The sequence below is a fragment of the Alteromonas confluentis genome, from assembly GCF_001757105.1.
Lineage (GTDB): Bacteria > Pseudomonadota > Gammaproteobacteria > Enterobacterales > Alteromonadaceae > Alteromonas > Alteromonas confluentis.
Genome location: NZ_MDHN01000010.1, coordinates 218,242 through 239,110, shown reverse-complemented (window position 1 = coordinate 239,110; position 20,869 = coordinate 218,242). Strand labels below are relative to the sequence as shown.

Below are 20,869 nucleotides of genomic sequence, written 5' to 3'. Positions count from 1 at the left end.
TTGTAATACCCGGAATTTAGACTGTATAGCCGACTTAAGACCAGTACTGATTAAACCATTTCAGCGATGTTGGATCTTGCTTTAGTTGGTAAACGGCGGGTTAGCTAAGCTTAACAGCACGGTGGTTGTTCAATTTAAAAACACCAGGTTGAGCGTTCCTCTCATATACCTGGCCTGGTAAATTGAGAGGTGTTATTTTAGCCCTGTAAATAAGCCTTATCTGGCAAATTCATTTTCATGCTACAGGTGAAATCAAAAACAGGAGTGCGTGTTTTGGATGCATTGGAACTTTTACTCAATCGGCGTTCCCAACCCAGACTTAAAGCGCCAGCCCCGCAAGGTGATGCGCTAAAAAACATTATGCAGGCGGCGATGCGCGCGCCGGATCATGCCTCTTTAGCGCCTTGGCGTTTTATTGTTTGTGAAGAACTCGGACTGAATAAACTGGGCAGCATTTTCGAACAGTCTGCGATTGAAAATGACAAATCTGAGAAGGAAATTGAACGCGCGCCACAGTTGCCGCTTCGTGCGCCCATGGTTATCGTGGCGATTGCACAATACAAAGAACATGAGAAGGTACCACGGGTTGAGCAAATCGCCTCAGCTTCCTGCGCGGTAATGGCGATGCAATTGGCGGCCGTTGCACAGGGCTTCAATGGTATATGGCGAACTGGCGCTTATGCGCACTGCGAGTTGGTGAAAGCCGCGCTGGAGTTATCCAGCGACGATGAAATTGTTGGCTTTTTGTACTTAGGTACGCCGGCGTTTGAAATTCCAGATAAGCCCGCACCCAATAGCGACGCGCATTTTACATTCTGGCGCTAACAAGCGCTTTCCCTCAACGGATACAGCATAAAAAAGCCAGCATCAAAGCTGGCTTCTTTATACATGGTTAGTGTTGGCTATTAGTCGACTTGAACGATTTTCAGCGCGTTGGTGGCACCGATTTTTTCCATTTCGTCACCGTAAGTCATAATCAAGCTATCGCCTTCTTTCACCAGGCCGATTTCTTTCAATGCAGCAATGGTGTCGTTTTTCAGCTGACCTGGCTCACTGGCGTGTGAGTTGAAATACACTGGGCGTACACCGCGATACAGTGCCATCGCATTCAGTGTCCCTTCGTGACGAGACAGAGCGATGATTGGCAGTGATGTGGTAATACGCGACATCAACTTCGGCGTGTTGCCACTTTCCGTTAACGCCACAATCGCTTTGATGCTAGGTAAGTGGTTTGCTGCATACACGGCAGACAATGCAATGGTCTCGCTTACCGTTGAAAAGGTATCGTCCATACGATGTTTAGACAGACGAATACTTGGATGCGTTTCTGCACCTTCACAAACCCGCGCCATGGCCTGAACGGTTTCTACCGGGAAATTACCCGCTGCAGTTTCTGCAGACAACATCACAGCGTCTGTGCCATCAAGCACAGCGTTTGCTACGTCCATGACTTCTGCACGGGTAGGCATTGGGCTGTTGATCATGGATTCCATCATCTGCGTAGCAGTGATTACCACTTTGTTTAACTGGCGCGAACGTGAAATTAGTTTTTTCTGCACACCCACCAATTCTGCATCGCCGATTTCGACACCCAAATCACCACGGGCAACCATAACCGCGTCTGAGGCGGCGATGATGTCATCGATGGCTTCGTCAGTGGCTACCGCTTCCGCGCGTTCAACTTTGGCGCAAATCATGGCATCACAGCCTGCTTCACGAGCAAGTTTACGGGCATAATCAAGATCAGCACCAGAACGGGGGAAAGACACTGCTAAATAATCTACGCCGATAGCGGCTGCCGTTTTAATGTCTTCTTTGTCTTTAGCGGTAAGTGCTTCAGCAGACAACCCGCCACCTTGACGGTTAATCCCTTTGTTATTTGATAATTTGCCGCCAACCGTTACTTTGGTGTGCACTTTACGGCCAACCACTTCTGTAACTTGTAGTTGAATACGACCGTCATCGAGTAACAGAATATCGCCAGCGTTAACGTCATCGGGCAGGGCTTTATAATCGATACCTACTGCATTGATGTCGCCTTCCTCTTTACCTAATTCCGCATCGAGGACAAAAGGTGCACCAACATCCAGGTTAATCGCGCCTTCTTTGAAACGGGCAACCCGGATTTTAGGGCCTTGCAGATCCCCAAGGATAGCAACATATTTGTTCAGGTTTTTTGCGGCCTGGCGAACTTTGCGGGCGCGCTCGATGTGATCTTCAGCCTGACCGTGTGAGAAATTCATGCGTACAGTATTCGCACCTGCCGCAATAATGGCTTCAATGCGCTCAATGGTGTCTGTTGCAGGTCCTAGCGTGGCAAGTATCTTTGTTCTTCTGGTCATAGTTAGTCGTCGCTTGTATTTGTCGTTAACAGATAGGCTTTATTAAGTACTAAAAGCATTGACAGTGTTGTCACAAAAATGTTCGATTTTTGTTGCTGTAATGCGTTTACGTAATTTTATTACAGAATAGTAGTGCAATCTGACAAAAATGTGAATCCCAAGAATTTTTTTAGCTACTGGCCTTACCAGTGGTTAAATTTTAGCTTCTTGTTAAGGGGCAGGGAATATTAAATAAAAAACCGCCATAGATGGCGGCTTTAGCAGAGGTGAGTCGATTTTCCTAACTAGAGATCGCGTTTGTCGAACCGCGAGCCTCGTAACGTATCCTTGACACGCTTAAGATTTTCTCTGAACTTATTACCGCGACGTAACGTAAAACCCGTTGCCAGTACATCAATAAGCGTTAGCTGCGCAATACGGCTCGCCATTGGCATGTACATGTCGGTGTCTTCAGGTACTTCAAGAGAAAGCACATAAGTACATTCTTTCGAAAGCGGGCTGTCAGCAGACGTTATACCAACAACGGTGGCATCGTTACTACGCGCTATTTGTGCAATTTCAACCAGGCTTTTCGTGCGGCCGGTATGTGAAATGAGTACAACCACATCACCGTCCGAGCAGTTCATGCAGCTCATGCGCTGCATCAGAATATCTTCAAAATAAACAACCGGTACATTGAAGCGGAAAAACTTATTGAGCGCATCGTGGGCCACTGACGCCGACGCCCCTAATCCGAAGAATGAAATCTTCTGCGCCTGAGTGAGCAAATCTACCACGCGGTTAACGGTGTTCACGTCGATTGACTGACGCGCAACCTCTAACGAGGCCATGGTTGATTCAAAAATTTTATTGGTGTATTCGCCCGGACCATCGCTTTCATCAACGTGTCGGTTCACGTAGGGTGTCCCGTTTGCAAGGCTTTGGGCCAAATGCAATTTAAAGTCAGGGAAGCCTTTGGTGTCGAGACGACGACAGAACCGGTTGACGGTAGGCTCACTGACATCCGACATTTTGGCGAGTGTTGCTATACTCGAGTGAATCGCTGTTTGTGGGTTTGCCAGAATAATTTCGGCAACTTTGCGTTCCGACTTACTGAAAGCGGCTTTGTTTTGCGTTATTTTCTCAAGAATATTCATACGGATATAGCAGAAAGTAAGGTAAAGTTAATGTCATCTGAGCTTTCTATACTACCCATTGTGACTCGGGTGACAAGAAAAATGTAATTTTTTGACAACCGGACTGTCAGAATGATGGGTATTCAGTGAAGAAATACCTCTTTAACACCATATAAACAATGCAAGTTGTAATTTTACTACATTTGGTGTTAACTATGTGCTAACAACTAACAGAACAGTTAATCTGTGTTGCCTGACAGTATTGAACTGTTATCTGGATTATCATTAAGAAGGTCGACAAATATGGTAATGGATAATTCCTTTGAACCCTGTGATTTTGTGCTTTTCGGCACCCTAGGGGATCTCTCACGACGGAAACTGTTGCCGTCCTTATATCAGCTAGAAAAAGCTGAGCTGCTTCATCCTGAAACCAAGATTATTGGTGTAGCGCGTCAGGATGTGAGCACTGAGGACTACAAAATAGAAGTCCGTAAGAACATTGAAAAGTTTGGCGATAAAGATTTCTGCGAAGAAACTTGGGCCAGAATGGAAGAACGCTTGCAATATGCTTGCGTTGATATGAAGAACACAGAAAGCTATCAAGTGTTCGATTCTGTGGTAGATGCTAAGCGCACGATGGTGTGTTACCTCGCCACTCCGCCAGCAATTTACGGTGACATCTGCCGTGGCTTGCACAGCTGTAATATCATCGATAGTTCAGTGCGCGTCGTACTGGAAAAACCCATTGGTCACGATTTGGAATCCTCCAAGATCATCAACGACCAGGTTTCTGAATATTTCAAAGAATCTCAAATTTACCGTATCGACCATTATTTGGGTAAAGAAACGGTACTTAACCTGATAGCCTTGCGTTTTGCGAACTCTATCTTTGCAACAAACTGGGACCACAACTCAATCGACCACGTCCAAATTACCGTGGCCGAATCTGTGGGCATTGAAGGTCGTTGGGGTTATTTTGACGATGCCGGTCAAATGCGTGACATGGTTCAGAACCACCTGTTACAGGTACTGAGCTTAATAGCCATGGAGCCGCCTGCTAATCTTAACGCTGACAGTATTCGTGATGAAAAGCTGAAAGTACTTAAAGCACTGCGTCCGATTAACCTGTCGAACATTAACGAGTCTACCGTTCGTGGTCAGTACACATCTGGCTTCGTAAAAGGTGAAGAAGTACCAGGCTACCTGGAAGAAGAGGGTGCTAACACCCGTAGCCGTACCGAAACCTTTGTCGCCATTAAAGCCGACATCGACAACTGGCGTTGGGCGGGTGTGCCTTTCTATTTACGCACCGGTAAACGCCTACCGACCAAAGTGTCTGAGGTTGTTATTTACTTCAAGCGCCAGCCGCACAACCTGTTTGGCGATAGCTTCCAGAATCTGCCGCCTAATAAACTGGTTATTCGTTTGCAGCCAGACGAAGGTGTTGAAATCACCGTGATGAACAAAGTGCCTGGATTAACCAGTTCAGGTTCTATGGATCTGCAGAAGTCTAAGCTCGACTTGAGTTTCTCTGAAGCTTTCTCGGAAGAGCGTATTCCAGATGCCTACGAAAAACTGTTATTGGAAGTGATGCTAGGCAACCAGGCGCTGTTTGTTCGTCGCGACGAAATTGAACAAGCTTGGAACTGGGTAGATTCAATTCTTGAAGCCTGGAAGCACACCAATGAGCCGCCAGAGCCTTATCAGGCCGGCACATGGGGACCAGTTGATTCTATCGGTTTGCTCGCACGCGCTAACCGTAGCTGGTACGAAAGTAAAATTTCACGCAAGAAGAAGTAAATCATGGCTTTAACAATCAATGCTTTCGATAATGCAGATGCGCTTACTAGCGCATTTGCCGACACACTGATTGAATTGCTGAAAGACGGCATTGCCCAACGTGGCCGTGCTAGTCTGGTGGTCAGTGGTGGTAGAACACCACTGGCACTGTTTAAGCAATTGAGTCAGACCGACCTTGAATGGGACAAAGTCGATATCACACTGGCTGATGAACGCTGGGTTGGTGAAAACGACGAAGCAAGCAACACCAAATTGGTTCGCGAGAATTTGATTCAGAATAAAGCGGCAGCGGCACACTTTGTGACGTTGAAAACCGACGATGCTGACGCCAACGATGGGATTGCTGAAGCTGAAAATCGCCTGTCGAGCTTCAGTTTACCCTTCGACGCACTGATCCTTGGTATGGGAGAAGACGGTCATACTGCCTCTTTGTTCCCATGCTCTGCACAAATTGAAGACGGCCTTAATCTTGCCAGCGGCAAGATTTGTATTGCCACGCAACCTACCACCGCACCACATCAGCGTATTTCACTCACACTGCCGGCTATTCTTAACAGCCGCAATATCTTTATTCACTTAACCGGTGAGAAGAAAAAGCAGGTTCTTGAAGATGCGCTGGCCAACAGCACCGAACTGGAAAAACCGGTGACTGCTGTGGTTAATCGTGCTGATGTCACCTTAATGTGGGCACCTTAGGAGTAGAAAAATGAAATCTCAGATTGCTGAAGTAACACAGCGAATCATCGAACGCAGTAAAGCCAGCCGTAAAGCTTATCTGGATAAAATCGAAAGAGCGCGTCGCACTGGGCCGTTACGTGGTGAATTATCTTGCGGTAACCTGGCGCACGGTTTTGCAGCCTGTGGTAAGGAAGATAAGTCTGACTTACGTTCCATGACTAAAGCCAACCTCGGTATTATTTCAGCTTACAACGACATGTTGTCAGCGCACCAGCCTTACGAAACCTATCCTGAAATTATCAAAAATGCGGTTCGTGAAGTAGGTAGCGTGGCACAGTTTGCCGGTGGTGTACCAGCAATGTGTGATGGCGTTACTCAAGGTAACCCAGGTATGGATTTAAGCTTGATGAGCCGTGATGTTATCGCGCAGGCAACCGCAGTTGGCCTTTCGCATAACATGTTTGATGGCGCGTTGATGCTCGGTATCTGTGACAAAATCGTCCCTGGATTATTAATGGGCTCTTTAGCCTTTGGTCACCTGCCAACAGTATTCATTCCTGCCGGTCCTATGCCGTCTGGTCTACCCAATAAAGAAAAAGCTCGTGTTCGTCAGGAATATGCGCAAGGATTGATTGGTCGCGACAAGCTGCTGGAAGCGGAGTCTCAGTCTTATCATTCTGCTGGTACGTGTACGTTCTATGGTACAGCGAACTCTAACCAGTTGGTTGTGGAGACTATGGGCCTGCATTTACCGGGTTCATCTTTTGTTAATCCAGGTACGCCTCTGCGTGATGCGTTAACGAAAGCCGCAGCGGTTCAGGCAACGCGTCTTACCGATTTAGGTGAAAACTACACGCCTATTGGTCATATCGTTGATGAAAAAGCGATTGTGAACGGAATCGTTGCCTTATTAGCAACCGGTGGTTCAACTAACCACACCATGCACTTAGTGGCCATTGCACGAGCTGCTGGCATCATCATTAACTGGGATGACTTCTCAGAACTGTCTGATGCTACACCGCTGCTTACGCGCATTTATCCAAATGGTTCTGCGGACATCAACCACTTTACCGCTGCCGGTGGTATGGCACTGTTGTTCCGTCAGTTATTAGATGCCGGTTTAATTCACAACGATGTGAAAACGATTTGTGGTGAAGGCCTGGATCTGTATACCAAAGAACCGATGCTCATTGATGGCGAGTTGGAATGGCGTGATGGCCCGACTGAATCGTTGGATAAAGAAGTTATCGCAACCGTTGAAACGCCATTCAAGCCTGACGGCGGCGTGTGCGTATTACGCGGTAACCTGGGTCGTGGTGTTATTAAAACCTCTGCTTTGCGTTCACCGGTTTGCAAAATCAAGGCGCCCGCTGTTGTTTTCGAAGATCAATTCGAATTGGATGGCGCGTTTAAGTCTGGTGAACTAGATAAAGATGCCATCATCGTTGTGCGCTTCCAGGGCCCATCAGCAATTGGTATGCCTGAGTTGCACCGCCTTACGCCACCACTTGGCGTGCTACAAGACCGTGGTTTCAATGTTGCCCTGGTGACTGACGGCCGTATGTCTGGTGCATCGGGTAAAGTACCTGCGGCCATTCACGTTACCCCAGAAGCCTACAAAGGTGGATTGCTGGCGAAAGTTGAAAATGGCGACATTATCGAATTGAACACAGAAACTGGCGAGCTGACATTATGTGTTGATGAAGCAACGCTGGCAGCACGTGCGCCCAAAGCAGCCAATCTGGCACACCATCAGGAAGGCATGGGCCGCGAGCTCTTCGCTGGTTTCAGAAACATTCTGACTGGTGCAGAAGAAGGCGCGTGTTCATTATTTGTAACTCAGGAGCAGGCGTTATGACGGAGAAGTTTGTCGCTGATGTGGGCGGGACGAATATTCGTCTGGCCCGCGTTACTGAAACTGGTGTTGATAACATTATCAAATACCAGTGTAAGGATTTCGGCAGTATAGATCTGGCGATTGAACAATACTTTAAAGATTTACCTGATTTCACCTTTACCGCAGGCTGCATTGCTATCGCCTGTCCTGTACTTGGTGACCAGGTTGTGATGACAAATCACAGCTGGGCATTTTCACAAAAAGCACTGAAGCAGCAGTTAGATCTGGAACAACTTTTTGTGATTAACGATTTCACGGCTGTCGCTCACTCATTGCCAGTGCTTGGTAAAGATCAGGTTGTGCAAATTGGTGAAGGTACGCCAAAGGAAAATGGCAATATCGCTGTTTTCGGTCCTGGTACAGGATTAGGTGTTGAGCACCTCACGATGACAATTTCAGGTTGGCAAACCCTCGACGGTGAAGGTGGCCATGTGGACTTCGCGCCAGTAGACGAAACAGACGTTATTGTTTGGCGTTATCTGCAGAATCAATTTGCCCGCGCTTCTGCTGAAGAAGTGATGTCGGGTCGAGGTCTGATGAACGTTTATAAGGCGCTGGCTGAAAACGCTAACGAGCCACTTGCAGCTAATGAACCTGCCGAAGTCACGCAAAAAGCATTGAGCGGCGAGTGTCACACCTGCGTACGTGCATTAACGCAATTCTGCCGCATCATGGGCAGCTTTGCCGGCAACCTGGCGCTGAACATGGCGACAACGGGTGGTGTATTCATTGGTGGTGGTATCGCAAATCGTTTTGCTGAATTCTTACAAGACAGCGATTTCCGCGCACGTTTTGAAGCCAAAGGACAAATGAAGCTCTACGTCAAAGATATTCCAACTTATTTAATTGCTGAGCCTGATCACGGATTGTTAGGTGCATCAGCTTATTTAAAACAACATACTGCGAGCTAACTATGACAACAAACACCAACTACACACCTGCGGAAATTTTTGCTGCTGGTCCCGTGGTCCCGGTACTGGTAATCAAGGATCTGGACAGTGCTGTACCGCTGGCAAAAGCGCTGATTGCAGGTGGCATCAAAGTGCTTGAAGTCACACTTCGCACGCCGGTTGCCCTTGAAGTTATCCGCAAAATTGCAGATGAAGTACCAGAAGCTATCATCGGTGCAGGTACCGTAACGAATGCTCAGCAGTTAAAGCAGGTTGTAGAAGCGGGTGCTAAGTTCGCTATTAGCCCTGGTCTGACTGAAGCCTTGCTGGAAGCCGGTAAAGGTTACGATATCCCGTTAATTCCTGGCATCTCTTCAATTTCAGATCTGATGACGGCGAAAGATGCTGGCTATGACCACCTGAAATTCTTCCCTGCAGAAGCATCGGGTGGTGTGAAAGCGCTGAAGTCTATTGGCGGTCCTTTCCCTGATGTGACTTTCTGCCCAACTGGCGGAATTGGTCCTGCAAACTACAACGACTATCTGTCACTTTCTAACGTAGCTTGCGTAGGCGGATCATGGGTTGCTCCGGATGATGCGATTGAAAGTGGAAACTGGGATGCAATTACCCAGTTGGCCAAAGAAGCTTGTGAAGGTGCAAAACGCTAAGCGTTTATAGCCTATAGCAAAAAACCGGATGTTCCTGTAAAGGCATCCGGTTTTTTTGTGCGTCAGTTTTTATATTTCAGTGAGGCGCGAGTGGTTCGGGTTTCTGTGCGATGGTCTCTGTACCGTAGTTTTGTAAGCAAAATTAACCCGGTAAGTACCATAATTACGCAAACAATCCAGCTGGCAGCGGATGTACCGCTCAATCGCTCAATTAGCCAGATACACGCCGCAACGGCGACAAGTCCGGCGAACACCATCCTACATGAATTAAAATATTGCCAATTCGTCAATGCAAGCAGCGCGGGTAACGTTACTGCAGCAAGTAATATCTGGAATACTTCCACACCGACATTGAATCCTGCTACCGCGAAAAACCGGGTTGAGGTATCAACAGGCAATGCATGAAGCACTTCAGAAAAAGCCATGCCGTGAATTAGCCCAAACAGCAATACAATCAGTCGATTTTGAGACTGCGGACGAATTGCAAGCGTGACGGCGGCAATCAGTACTGAGGCCGCCACACCAACTTCTGTCACCCAAGCGGGCAGGGCGAGCATATTCAGGGCTGACAGTGCCAGAGACAGGGTATGCCCGACGGTAAATAAAGAAATTAATACTATAGATTGGGTCACAACCTGGTGCTTGCTTCTGTGGCTGTTAGTTTTGATCGTCTGTAGGTTGGCAGTAATGACAGACCATATCAAGCACAGCAGAAAAGCCAGATGATCCAAACCTTCAAGGATATGGTGAAGTCCCAACTGAAAAAAGCGTGTGAGTAATTGGAAATGAGTCGGCGTGACTAAAAGTGAGACCGTTTTGTGAGACCATGAAAGTACGTAAGCCCCAGACACCATTCGATTGGTATTCTCTACCGGCAAATCGGTGATCAGCAGAGTTCGGTGGTTTCTCACACGATGAGTAATGCCGTCGTAAGCAACAGTCAACGCAGACAATGAAGCGTTTGCAGGTAGGCGAGCAACAGCCTCGAGCCTGAGGCAGTCTTCGTACTCACATCGCTCTGTACCCAATGGCTCAATGTTAATCGAAATGGGTATATCCGCCAAAGAAACGGTTAGGTGCTGGTGAAGGTAAGGAATGATTAACGTGTTAAGCTGCGCCTCATCATTGCGCACAAGCACCGGCCAGTCAGGCATGGCCATCTGTAATTGTTCAATCGGCAGTAAAACATTGAAGTGAAGTGCATCATCTTGCTGAGAAACAACTATCGAAGTGGTTGAAGCAGGATGTGCAAAAGTGGGCTGGGCGAAAAGCCCAGCCAGCACTATCAGTAATCGAAATACATTACAGCGTATTGCCATAATCCATTTCCTTATCGCGGTAGATAGTATGGTAGTGCGTCTCACCGCGTATCACCACGCCGCCCTGGCACGCGAGTTCAATCCAAACTCTAGGCCCGTCTATACGAAGATAAGTGCCATTGGTATCCACATCAACGCCAGCCGACTGTGAGCCAGCCCAAGCAATATACGTATCAGCTAACGCTTCGTCAGTCGTGTAGTCGGCCATCAGCGGGTCGGAAATTTCAGCTTGATAATCGTCAACCCATTGCGCCATCGCGGCGATAACCAGAGCTTGTTGTGCTTCAGTGAGTGAGGACACCAGAATACCACCGCGATCATCACCGGTAGGGTAGTCTGTGGGATAGTTACCGCTACCGTTATCGGGGCCAACTAAAACATCCGAGTAGGATTCACCTGAGAGATAGGCTTCGCTGAGTTCTGCGCTACTTAATGCGTCAAACATAGCCACCATGGCATCACCTTCCTCAACAATTGGCGCATACGTGGTGCTGTTAAGTTCAAATGCGGCTTTCGGCTCTGTCGCAAGATGGTTAGGTACTGGATAACCAACGCCATCGACAAAAGTCACGTTGTAAGCCAGGTGGTGTCCGCCAAGCTGAATCATCCAGCTTTCGTCACGTGCTGGCGTGCCAAAGATGGCGATGTAGTAATTGGCTGAGCTGTAAGTACTGCCGCCACCTTGTTCCTGAAGATAATCATCGGCTGCGAGCACGCCTTGAAAATCCTCGTAACCTTCATCGTTCAAGAGAATTTGAGCTACATCAATTAACGCAGAATAGGCAGCGTCACTGAGTTCGCCAATACGCATGCCGTTGCGTTGAACATTGCCAGTGGGCAGATTCGACCAAATCGTTCTTTCAGTATTGGAGTTATCCCAGTCGTAAAGCACGCTGGCCTGTTCGCTTTCTGAAAGGGTGTCGATAAACATTTCGGTGGCACAGATAAGTGCGTCAATTTGTGAAGTACTGTCTTCATCACACGAAGACGCTGTGACTGTGGAGCTATCTGAGCTGTCATCTGCCGTGTCGTCCTCTGTACCATCCTCGCCTGTGGTGTCATCGTCAGTGTCGTCGCCAGTCTCTGATTCATCAGTGGTATCATCACCGGTATCTGCCGATGCAGAGTCGTCTGTGGCGGTTTCAGTGGTTGGGGTAGTTGTGGTGTTGTCGCTGCTGTCTCCACCGCAGCCCTGTAAGGCCATAAGTGAGGCCAGCAAAAGTGTGGCAAGTGAAATTGGTTTGATCACAAAATTCTCCCGATGAAAAAATAATCTGCGTCATTATTCATCGGGAATGTAAGAAAACGATACTCTCTTAACGCTACTTTACCCAGCTTTACGGGGTCTTTACTTAGCTAGCGTAAATTGTGTTTTTATAAAGGCGTTACAATCTGCGTGATGCTGTGGGCATGATCCGGTTCGATGGTCACGCCGTTCGTTACCGAAGTTTCTATGCACAGCATGTGACGATATCCAAAGGCATCCATGTCTGCAATCGATGCCGCTCCCTGCCACGGGTTCCACACCACGATGGAATCGTGCCCCATGGAAGTGACGCGTGTCAGCGCAGTATTTTCGACGTCTATGGTGACATCGGGCGCGGCATGTTGATGAATACGATCGGTTTCACCAGAGAATACATAGGGGCTCGGGGTTGGCTTGATGGCCCAATCTTCGAGCTTGTCTTTATATTCACCTTCAATACCGGTAATTTCCGTTTTACCAATACTTTCCACTGCAAAGTAACTATGCAGTGCCGCGTTAAAGGTAAACGGAACGATGCCGGTGTTTTCCGTTTTTAGCGTTACCGATAATTGTTCACCCACAAGAATTTCATAGCTCACCTGACAATCGTATTCGAAACCTTCACCACGACTGAAGTTAGGCGTAAGCACAATGCGGGTGCCTGCTTCGGTGTCTTCAGACGACTGAATTTGCCAGGTTTGGGTGCGTAAAAAGCCGTGAGCTGGCAGCTCACCTTTTTCGCGGCCATGGTTGTCTGCGAACCAAGGCCAGCAAATTGGGATGCCACCACGAATAGGGCGTTCGCCATTTAAAAAGGCATGCGGACTAAGCCAGAGACGGTCAACGTTGTCTGACTTCGGCACGAACGACAGTACGTGGGCACCAAATAGACTAATTCGACTGGTAGCAAAAGCGTTGTCTACCTGTAAAAAGGTGATACCCGATGATTCTTCGACAGAAATTGAGTCACAAATACTCACGCTTTGTCTCCTTGCCAATAATTAATTCCAACTTGCATTGTGCATGGTAAAAGAAAAAGGTGCGATAGTTAATCGCACCTTTTTTGCTTTTTATTTCATTGTTTTACCCGTCTAACGGGAAAGTATTACTTGGAAATGTGCTGAACCAAATCCAGAACTTTGTTTGAGTAACCCCATTCGTTGTCATACCAAGATACAACTTTCACGAAAGTGTCGGTCAGTGCGATACCTGCATCTGCATCGAATACAGAGGTACGTGCATCACCGAGGAAGTCATTCGATACCACTGCATCTTCTGTGTAACCTAAAATACCTTTCAGCTCACCTTCAGACGCCGCTTTCATTACAGCGCAGATTTCTTCGTAAGTCGCAGGTTTTGCCAGGTTAACAGTCAGGTCAACAACGGATACGTCAGGCGTAGGTACGCGGAATGCCATACCAGTTAATTTACCGTTCAGCTCAGGGATTACCTTGCCTACAGCTTTTGCTGCACCGGTAGATGAAGGAATGATATTTTGGCCAGCGCCACGTCCGCCACGCCAGTCTTTGTGAGACGGGCCATCTACGGTTTTCTGGGTTGCTGTGGTTGCGTGTACCGTTGTCATCAAGCCGTCAACGATACCGAAGTTATCGTTAAGAACTTTAGCAACGGGTGCCAGACAGTTAGTAGTACAAGACGCGTTAGAAACGATTTCCTGACCAGCATATTCTTTATGGTTAACACCCATAACAAACATTGGCGTGTCATCTTTAGAAGGCGCAGACATCACGACTTTCTTCGCACCCGCTACCAAGTGAGCAGAAGCCGTTTCTTTGGTCAGGAACAGACCAGTTGATTCAACAACAACGTCAACATTGACATCATTCCAAGCCAAGTCAGCCGGGTTTCTTTCTGATGTAACACGAATTGTTTTACCATTTACGATTAACTGATTATCGTCTACCTTTATTTCACCATTAAAAATGCCATGGGTAGAATCATACTTCAGCATGTAAGCGATATAGTCTAAGTCGAGCAGGTCGTTGATAGCAACAACCTCGATGTCGTCACGCTGCTGTGCAGCGCGCATTACCAAGCGACCAATGCGTCCAAAGCCATTGATACCGATGCGTATAGTCATGTCATACCTCTGTTGTAAGTTGGTACAAGTGTAAATAAATTACGTAAAGTATGGATCAAAATGGCATAATTGGCAAAGCAAAATGCGCTATTTTGTTGCAAAATTACAACTATGAACTATGCAAACGTATTCAGTTTCTTCGAACACAGTCTTTATTTGATAATGCAAAAAAATGTGCGTTGACACGAATGTCCGGCATTTGCCGTACAAACCTCAACGCTAGAAAAACAGGAAAGGACACGAATGACAAATCCCGTTTTACAACGACTGGTTGAGATGCGAGGCATAGAAACCCACTATACCGATGCGTGGGGAAAGCCGGCCGCTATTTCAGCGTCAAGTCAGGCCAAATTATTGAACGTACTGGGTTACGACACCAGTAACGAACTCGCAATTGAAGAACAGCTTAAAGCAGAGGCCAGAAAGATCTGGCAAACACCGCTTAATCCTGTTCAGGTACTACGCCAATCTGAAACCTTATCTTTCTCAATTCGGTTACCCATAGAATTGGTAACCGACACTTATACTGTAAACCTCAATACAGAAGATGGGCAGACATTCGTCCACAGTTTTGTGCCGGTTGACGAAACACTGGCGCACGTGGCTGAATTAGATGACGTTGAGTTTCACGAATACATTATTGCGTTACCGTTTGATGTGCCTCTTGGTTATCACGACCTTGTCCTCTTGGTGGAAGGGGATGACGAGCCTCTGTGTTCCATGCGAATTATCATGGCGCCGAACAAATGCTTTATTCCTGAAGCCATTGAAAAGGGCAAAAAGATCTGGGGCCTTAGTGTGCAACTTTACTGCGTGCGTAGTGAAAATAACTGGGGCATGGGCGATTTTACCGATCTGGCAAACCTCACCGCTAAGGCCGCGGAATCAGGTGCTGAATTTATCGGCTTGAACCCCATTCACGCGTTGTACCCGGCAAACCCTGATGCTTGCAGCCCTTACGGACCGTCTTCTCGCCGTTGGTTAAACTACTTATACCTGGATGTAACTGCATTGCCGTATTTCGATGATGAGCATGTCCAGGCGGTGGTAAACACGGATGATTTTCAGCAGCAACTGGCAGCAGCCAGGGGCACTGATTTTATTGACTACGCTGCCGTAGCCGGTTTAAAACTGCCTGCACTCAGTGCCGTTTTCGATATTTACTATGAAAAGCATTTAAAGACCAACACGAAGCAGAATCGTGAATTTAAAGCCTTTGTTGAAGCGGGTGGCGAAAGCCTAGATATGCTGGCGGTGTACGACACGCTACAAGAAAAATTGGCAGAAGAAGGTAAACCGTCTTGGGGCTGGCCTGTGTTCCCGGATGAGTTTAAGGAATACCACAAACCAGAAGTGGCCGCGTTTAAAAAGAAAAACAAAAAACGTGTCACTTTCTTCTTGTTCTTGCAATGGCAAGCTGCGATTCAGCTTCAAGCCGCCAGTGATGTGGCCGTAGCCTCGGGTATGTCAGTGGGCTTGTACCGGGACCTTGCTGTTGGTGTTAGCGAGGGAAGTGCGGAAATCTGGGGTAATAAAGATCTCTATTGTGTGGGGGCTTCTGTGGGCGCGCCACCAGACATTCTTGGTCCATTGGGTCAGAATTGGGGCTTGCCGCCAATGGACCCCCACAAATTATACGAGCAAAAGTACCAGCCATTTATTGATTTATTTGCCTCTAACATGGCAGGTTCAGGGGCATTGCGTATAGACCACGTGATGGCACTATTGCGCTTATGGTGGGTTGTGAAAGGCGATCACGCGAAAGATGGCGGTTATGTGTATTATCCGGTAGACGATTTGCTGGCCATTCTGGCGCTGGAAAGCCACCGTAATCAAAGCTTAGTGATCGGCGAAGACCTGGGTACCGTACCTGAAGAAATTCGAGAAAAATTGGCCGATAATGGGGTACATTCATACCGCGTATTTTTCTTTGAACAGGCTGAAGACGGCGGCTTCTTTTCGCCTTCCCATTACCCGGTGCAATCGATGTCAACATTGACCACTCACGATATGCCGACACTCACGGGTTTTTGGCATTGTCTCGATTTAGAAATGGGCAAAGAGTTGGGGCTGTATCCTACTGATGAAATATTGTCTCAGTTGTACACCGACAGACACGAAAATAAACAAGCGATACTGGATACCCTCCATGGTCATCATTCCATAAGCGAAAATGTCAGTCGCGATGTGAACTATACCGGTATGAACACCGAATTGAATCGTGGTATGCAATTGCATATGGCAAGTGGTTCAAGTGCATTACTGAGTTTGCAGTTAGAAGACTGGTTGGAAATGGATAAGCCTGTTAATGTACCCGGTACGTTTAATGAATACCCTAACTGGCGCAGAAAACTCTCGCAGACGCTGGAAAGTATTTTTAATAATCAGGACATTACTCATCTTGCCCGTCAACTGACAGAAGTCAGAAAACAGGCCAGTACAGATAAGTAAAGCGGTCCGGGATCTGCCGGCATTTACCGGCAGATTTTAAAGGAGTAAGTAATGGTAGTAGAGCAGCAACTGGCACAGGCTCGATGTAATTCACCTTTTTCCGTACTGGGTCCACAAAAGACCGGCAACGGTCTTATTATCACCGCTTTTATCCCCGATGCTGATAAAGTTGCCGTGCGCAGAATCAAATCAACTAAACTGCTCGGCACACTCACCCGGCAGGGCGATTCCGATTTATTTTCAGCTCCCATCGAGGGTCTTAAAGCAGGGCAGCGCTATGAACTGGTGATCAGTCGTTCAGGCGAGGAGCATATTGTCGCCGACCCTTATCAGTTCACCGATGAAGCGTATCACGCTGTTCATTTTATCGATCATGAACCGGCAAACCTCTACAAACAGGCGGGCGCCCAGTTAAAAGTCATCGATGAAGTGGCCGGTACCCGCTTTGCCGTATATGCCCCTAATGCGACTGCCGTTTCCGTCATCGGCGATTTCAATCGCTGGGATGGTCGTTGTCATCCTATGCAAAAAACAGACATCGGTTACTGGGTGTTGTTTATTCCAGGCGTAGGCGAGGGCGAACGTTACAAATATGAGCTCAAAGATGGTTGGGGCAACCCGTTACCACACAAGGCGGATCCACTAGGATATTCTGCCGAGCAATATCCTTCACACGCGTCCCGGGTGTTTAATCACGATAACTATGATTGGCAGGATGATGCCTGGATGCAGGCGCGTCAGAACGATAAGTATCATTCGCCGATGAGTGTGTACGAAGTGCACCTGGGCTCATGGAAGCGACCAGCAGAGGACAGTGGTGAACGCTATCTGAGCTATCGCGAACTGGCTGAAACGCTCATTCCCTATGTGCTGGACATGGGTTACACGCACCTGGAACTACTGCCTGTTTCTGAATTTCCTTTTGACGGTTCATGGGGCTATCAGCCCGTTGGACTGTATGCACCAACCAGCCGCTTCGGCTCCCCTGACGATTTCAAATTTTTTGTCGATAAATGCCATCAGGCTGGCATTGGTGTCATTGTCGACTGGGTGCCTGCGCACTTTCCTGAAGATGCCCATGGCCTGGCCCGTTTCGATGGTAGCCACGTTTATGAGTACGACGACCCGCGTAAAGGCTGGCATCCAGACTGGAATTCCTGCATTTACGATTTTGGCAAAGACACCGTACGCCAGTTTTTGGTGGCGAATGCGCTGTTTTGGGCTGACAAATTCCATATCGACGGTTTACGGGTTGATGCGGTGGCGTCTATGCTTTATCTCGATTACTCGCGCAATGAAGGGGAGTGGATCCCGAACATTCACGGTGGCAACGAAAACTACGAAGCCATTAGTCTGCTGCGTTGGATGAACGAGGAAGTGTACAAGGCGCATCCTGGTATCATGACCATTGCTGAAGAGTCTACCTCGTTCCCGGGCGTGTCCAGACCGGTCTCAAGTGGCGGCCTGGGTTTCGGCTTCAAATGGAACATGGGCTGGATGCATGATTCACTACACTATATCAGCAAGGATCCGGCTTATCGTCGATACCACCATGGCGAAATTACCTTCTCGATGGTGTATGCCTTCGATGAAAACTTTGTGCTGCCGATTTCTCACGACGAGGTTGTTCACGGCAAAGGCAGTTTGATTGGTAAGATGCCTGGTGATGAGTGGCAACAGGCGGCCAACCAACGGTGTTATGCAAGCTTTATGTTTGGACACCCGGGTAAAAAGCTGAACTTTATGGGCAACGAAATTGCCCAACCCCGGGAATGGAATCACGACAGCCAATTGGATTGGTGGTTACTCGAGTTTGAAAAACACAGCGGTATTCAGTCGCTGTACCGTAAACTTAATCAGCTTTATCGTGAGTATCCCGCTCTGCATGAACTCGATCACAGTCATGAGGGCTTTGCCTGGATCGACCATAATTATGCCGAACTGAGCATGCTGTCTTTCGTTAGAAAAGCAAAGTCGAGCTCGCAGAAGGTGTATGTGGTGAATAATTTCACCCCTTCACCCCGTGAAGCTTTTCGAGTGGGCGTGCAGGATGCGGGTGAATACCAACTTATTCTCAATTCAGACAGTAGTGCGTTTTGGGGAAGCGACTTCCCGGTGGCGGAAAAAGTAACAGCGCAAGCGGTGCCGTGGAACGACCAACCCTATTCAATTGAAGTTAACCTCCCGCCACTCGCGACACTGTATTGGCTATTTGATTAGGAGAACCTGGCAAGGTGCAACAGGAATCTTTCGGCAGTAACACGGTTACAACAGGTTCACCTTCACCCTTAGGGGCAACACTTACCGGCAGCGGCTGCAATTTTGCCGTTGTCAGCCCAGATGCGCGAGCGGTGGTGCTGTGTCTTTTTCAAAGCGACACCGAAGAGCTTGTGGCGGAAATCCCCATGGCTGCAAAAACCGGACAGGTTTGGCATTGTGAGGTTGAAGGGGTAGGTGAACATCAACATTATGCATACCGGGTAGAGCGGGGAGAAGATGCGTTGCATCATGTGACCGCAGAGAAGCTGCTCATCGATCCTTATGCACAAAAGCTGAGTCGTCCCATTCACTGGAATGCCAGACATTACGAGCATGACTCCCAGTTTATGGTGCCCAAATGTGTTGTGGTCAGTCACGATAATGTTGAACGGCCACCAAGGCCGGGTTATCAGCCTCATGAGCGCATTATCTATGAAGCGCATGTGAAAGGGATGACAAAATTACATCCCAATGTGCCTGATGAAGATAAAGGAAAATATCCCGGCGCAGCGCACCCTGATGTCATACAACATCTTGTGGACTTAGGTGTGACTACGGTGCAGTTTATGCCCTTGTCTACGTTTATGCCTGAGCCTTACATCACCGAAAAGGGAATGACTAACTATTGGGGTTACAACCCGGTTAATTATTTTGCCCCTGAACCGCGTTACGGAAAAGCGGATGCGGTAAGAGAACTCAAAGCCATGGTCGATGCCTACCATAAGGCAGGTCTTGAGGTGATCGTCGACGTGGTTTACAACCACACTGCGGAAGGCGGAGACGGCGGCCCTGTGTTGTCGTTCAAAGGTCTGTTTCCCCATCAGGCGTATCTTTACGAGCAAACCAAAGCCGGCGCGATTGTATACAGTAACCATTCTGGTTGCGGAAACACGGTTAACACGTCAACGCCCATCATGATGACCATGATCATGGATGCCATGCGCTATTGGGTAGACGTTATTGGTATCGATGGTTTCCGTTTCGATTTAGCGGTCTGCCTGGGACGTGATCCACAAAACTTCTCGGCACAATCCGGCCTGTTAAAAGCCATGGCGCAAGACCCTATCTTAAAAGATATCGTGCTGGTGGCCGAGCCTTGGGATATTGGTCCTAACGGCTATCAGTTGGGCGCGTTTGCAGCTCCGTGGCTGGAAGTTAACGACCGATATCGCGATACCGTGCGCGCTTTCTGGCGTGGCGATCATGCGTTAACCGGGGAATTTGCCACCCGCTTAATGGGCTCCAGAGATATTTTCCACAAAGGATTCCGCCCCATTTACACCTCGGTGAATAACGTTACGTACCACGATGGTTTCACGCTGCATGATATGGTGAGTTACGTTGAGCGGCACAACGAAGCGAATGGCGAAAATAACCGTGATGGGCACGGGCACAACCTGTCGGCCAACTATGGTGTAGAAGGGCAAACCAGTGACGAGGCCATTTTGCAACTGCGTGAGCGACAAAAGCGCAATTTGTTCGTTTCACTGATGTTGTCTCAGGGTGTCCCGCATATTTTGGGCGGCGATGAGCTGAGTAAAACGCAAAACGGTAACAACAATGCCTATTGCCAGGATAACGCCTTAAACTGGTACGATTGGGCACTCAACAAACGTCAGTCTGACTTTTTACATTTTTGTCAGTACGTCACCGGTCTGCGACGGGAAAGCACCTTACTGTCAAACCTGTTGCTAGATGATGATGAATACCAGCGTACTACTAATGTGTCGGCAATTCGCTGGTACAAACCCGATGGCCAGGATAAAGAGTCTGAAGACTGGCAGTCGCCAAACAGTCAGGCTTTTGGTGTGGAAATTCGCGGTACTACGCAAACCGATGACAGCGGCGAACACTGGTTCCTGTGTTTCAACGCCAGTACACAAGACAAACGCTTCAATTTGCCAACCCTTTCTCCCAAAATGGCCTGGGAATTAGCCGTAGACACGCGCTATGTTTCTTTAGCGGAACAGCCTGATATTTGTATTCAGCGGGTGTTTCTGCAAGCGGCCCGAAGTGTGGCGGTGTTCAGAATGACACAAATTGTGCCGTGATCAGGTTTACTGGTGTTTAGGGAATAGGCAAACAGTCTTGTTTACACAATAA

At 48.0% G+C, this 20,869-nt stretch carries 15 protein-coding genes; 9 read left to right on the top strand and 6 right to left on the bottom strand.

Features of this window, described 5'->3' with window-relative positions:
* The first annotated feature begins 273 nt into the window (after positions 1-273).
* A complete protein-coding gene (locus tag BFC18_RS05605) occupies positions 274-825 on the top strand; it encodes an NAD(P)H nitroreductase (RefSeq protein ID WP_070124253.1) in 552 nt (183 codons plus the stop codon).
* Positions 826-905: 80 nt separating this feature from the next.
* On the opposite strand, the gene pyk is transcribed toward BFC18_RS05605, so the two are convergent.
* Entirely contained in the window at positions 906-2,342 is a 1,437-nt protein-coding gene (pyk, locus tag BFC18_RS05600) for a pyruvate kinase (protein ID WP_070124252.1), read from the bottom strand.
* Positions 2,343-2,626: 284 nt separating this feature from the next.
* On the bottom strand, positions 2,627-3,478 hold the full coding sequence (locus tag BFC18_RS05595; RefSeq protein ID WP_070124250.1) for a MurR/RpiR family transcriptional regulator: 852 nt from the start codon (positions 3,476-3,478) through the stop codon (positions 2,627-2,629).
* Positions 3,479-3,760: 282 nt separating this feature from the next.
* On the opposite strand from BFC18_RS05595, the gene zwf reads away from it, so the two are divergent.
* The 5 genes from zwf to BFC18_RS05570 are packed head-to-tail and all read left to right on the top strand — an operon-like array spanning position 3,761 to position 9,390.
* On the top strand, positions 3,761-5,257 hold the full coding sequence (gene zwf / locus BFC18_RS05590) for a glucose-6-phosphate dehydrogenase (protein ID WP_070124249.1): 1,497 nt from the start codon (positions 3,761-3,763) through the stop codon (positions 5,255-5,257).
* A 3-nt stretch (positions 5,258-5,260) separates the two neighbouring features.
* Positions 5,261-5,953 carry a 6-phosphogluconolactonase gene (pgl, locus tag BFC18_RS05585; protein WP_070124248.1) on the top strand — a complete coding sequence of 231 codons (693 nt, stop codon included), beginning with the start codon at positions 5,261-5,263 and terminating at the stop codon, positions 5,951-5,953.
* Between the two features lie 10 nt (positions 5,954-5,963).
* Complete coding sequence (edd, locus tag BFC18_RS05580; RefSeq protein WP_070124246.1) at positions 5,964-7,793, top strand: phosphogluconate dehydratase; 1,830 nt, start codon at positions 5,964-5,966, stop codon at positions 7,791-7,793.
* Entirely contained in the window at positions 7,790-8,743 is a 954-nt protein-coding gene (locus BFC18_RS05575) for a glucokinase (RefSeq protein ID WP_070124244.1), read from the top strand. The genes edd and BFC18_RS05575 overlap by 4 nt, the downstream gene beginning before the upstream one ends.
* Positions 8,744-8,745: 2 nt before the next feature.
* Positions 8,746-9,390, top strand: a complete 645-nt coding sequence (locus BFC18_RS05570) for a bifunctional 4-hydroxy-2-oxoglutarate aldolase/2-dehydro-3-deoxy-phosphogluconate aldolase (protein ID WP_070124241.1) — start codon at positions 8,746-8,748, stop codon at positions 9,388-9,390.
* A 62-nt stretch (positions 9,391-9,452) separates the two neighbouring features.
* Here BFC18_RS05570 and BFC18_RS05565 read toward each other — a convergent pair whose 3' ends face one another.
* The 4 genes from BFC18_RS05565 to gap all read right to left on the bottom strand — a co-directional run bounded on the left by BFC18_RS05565 (position 9,453) and on the right by gap (position 14,056).
* On the bottom strand, positions 9,453-10,709 hold the full coding sequence (locus tag BFC18_RS05565; protein ID WP_070124239.1) for a HupE/UreJ family protein: 1,257 nt from the start codon (positions 10,707-10,709) through the stop codon (positions 9,453-9,455).
* Positions 10,693-11,958: a DUF3500 domain-containing protein gene (locus tag BFC18_RS05560; protein WP_070124237.1), complete on the bottom strand. Its 1,266-nt coding sequence runs from the start codon at positions 11,956-11,958 to the stop codon at positions 10,693-10,695. Before BFC18_RS05560 ends, BFC18_RS05565 begins: the two co-directional genes overlap by 17 nt.
* A gap of 125 nt (positions 11,959-12,083) precedes the next feature.
* Positions 12,084-12,935, bottom strand: a complete 852-nt coding sequence (locus BFC18_RS05555; protein ID WP_070124235.1) for a D-hexose-6-phosphate mutarotase — start codon at positions 12,933-12,935, stop codon at positions 12,084-12,086.
* 125 nt (positions 12,936-13,060) lie between these two features.
* A complete protein-coding gene (gene gap / locus BFC18_RS05550; RefSeq protein WP_070124233.1) occupies positions 13,061-14,056 on the bottom strand; it encodes a type I glyceraldehyde-3-phosphate dehydrogenase in 996 nt (331 codons plus the stop codon).
* A gap of 243 nt (positions 14,057-14,299) precedes the next feature.
* On the opposite strand from gap, the gene malQ reads away from it, so the two are divergent.
* The 3 genes from malQ to glgX are packed head-to-tail and all read left to right on the top strand — an operon-like array spanning position 14,300 to position 20,817.
* Positions 14,300-16,507 carry a 4-alpha-glucanotransferase gene (gene malQ / locus BFC18_RS05545; protein ID WP_070124231.1) on the top strand — a complete coding sequence of 736 codons (2,208 nt, stop codon included), beginning with the start codon at positions 14,300-14,302 and terminating at the stop codon, positions 16,505-16,507.
* Positions 16,508-16,558: 51 nt separating this feature from the next.
* On the top strand, positions 16,559-18,727 hold the full coding sequence (glgB, locus tag BFC18_RS05540; RefSeq protein WP_070124229.1) for a 1,4-alpha-glucan branching protein GlgB: 2,169 nt from the start codon (positions 16,559-16,561) through the stop codon (positions 18,725-18,727).
* Positions 18,728-18,741: 14 nt separating this feature from the next.
* Entirely contained in the window at positions 18,742-20,817 is a 2,076-nt protein-coding gene (gene glgX / locus BFC18_RS05535; protein ID WP_070124227.1) for a glycogen debranching protein GlgX, read from the top strand.
* Positions 20,818-20,869: the final 52 nt, after the last annotated feature.

Excerpts from the sequence above, each read along its gene's own strand:
- pyk (WP_070124252.1), bottom strand. The coding sequence starts at position 2,342 with ATGACCAGAAGAACAAAGATACTTGCCACGCTAGGACCTGCAACAGAC.
- BFC18_RS05595 (WP_070124250.1), bottom strand. The coding sequence starts at position 3,478 with ATGAATATTCTTGAGAAAATAACGCAAAACAAAGCCGCTTTCAGTAAG.
- zwf (WP_070124249.1), top strand. The coding sequence starts at position 3,761 with ATGGTAATGGATAATTCCTTTGAACCCTGTGATTTTGTGCTTTTCGGC.
- pgl (WP_070124248.1), top strand. The coding sequence starts at position 5,261 with ATGGCTTTAACAATCAATGCTTTCGATAATGCAGATGCGCTTACTAGC.
- edd (WP_070124246.1), top strand. The coding sequence starts at position 5,964 with ATGAAATCTCAGATTGCTGAAGTAACACAGCGAATCATCGAACGCAGT.
- BFC18_RS05575 (WP_070124244.1), top strand. The coding sequence starts at position 7,790 with ATGACGGAGAAGTTTGTCGCTGATGTGGGCGGGACGAATATTCGTCTG.
- BFC18_RS05570 (WP_070124241.1), top strand. The coding sequence starts at position 8,746 with ATGACAACAAACACCAACTACACACCTGCGGAAATTTTTGCTGCTGGT.
- BFC18_RS05565 (WP_070124239.1), bottom strand. The coding sequence starts at position 10,709 with ATGGCAATACGCTGTAATGTATTTCGATTACTGATAGTGCTGGCTGGG.
- gap (WP_070124233.1), bottom strand. The coding sequence starts at position 14,056 with ATGACTATACGCATCGGTATCAATGGCTTTGGACGCATTGGTCGCTTG.
- malQ (WP_070124231.1), top strand. The coding sequence starts at position 14,300 with ATGACAAATCCCGTTTTACAACGACTGGTTGAGATGCGAGGCATAGAA.
- glgB (WP_070124229.1), top strand. The coding sequence starts at position 16,559 with ATGGTAGTAGAGCAGCAACTGGCACAGGCTCGATGTAATTCACCTTTT.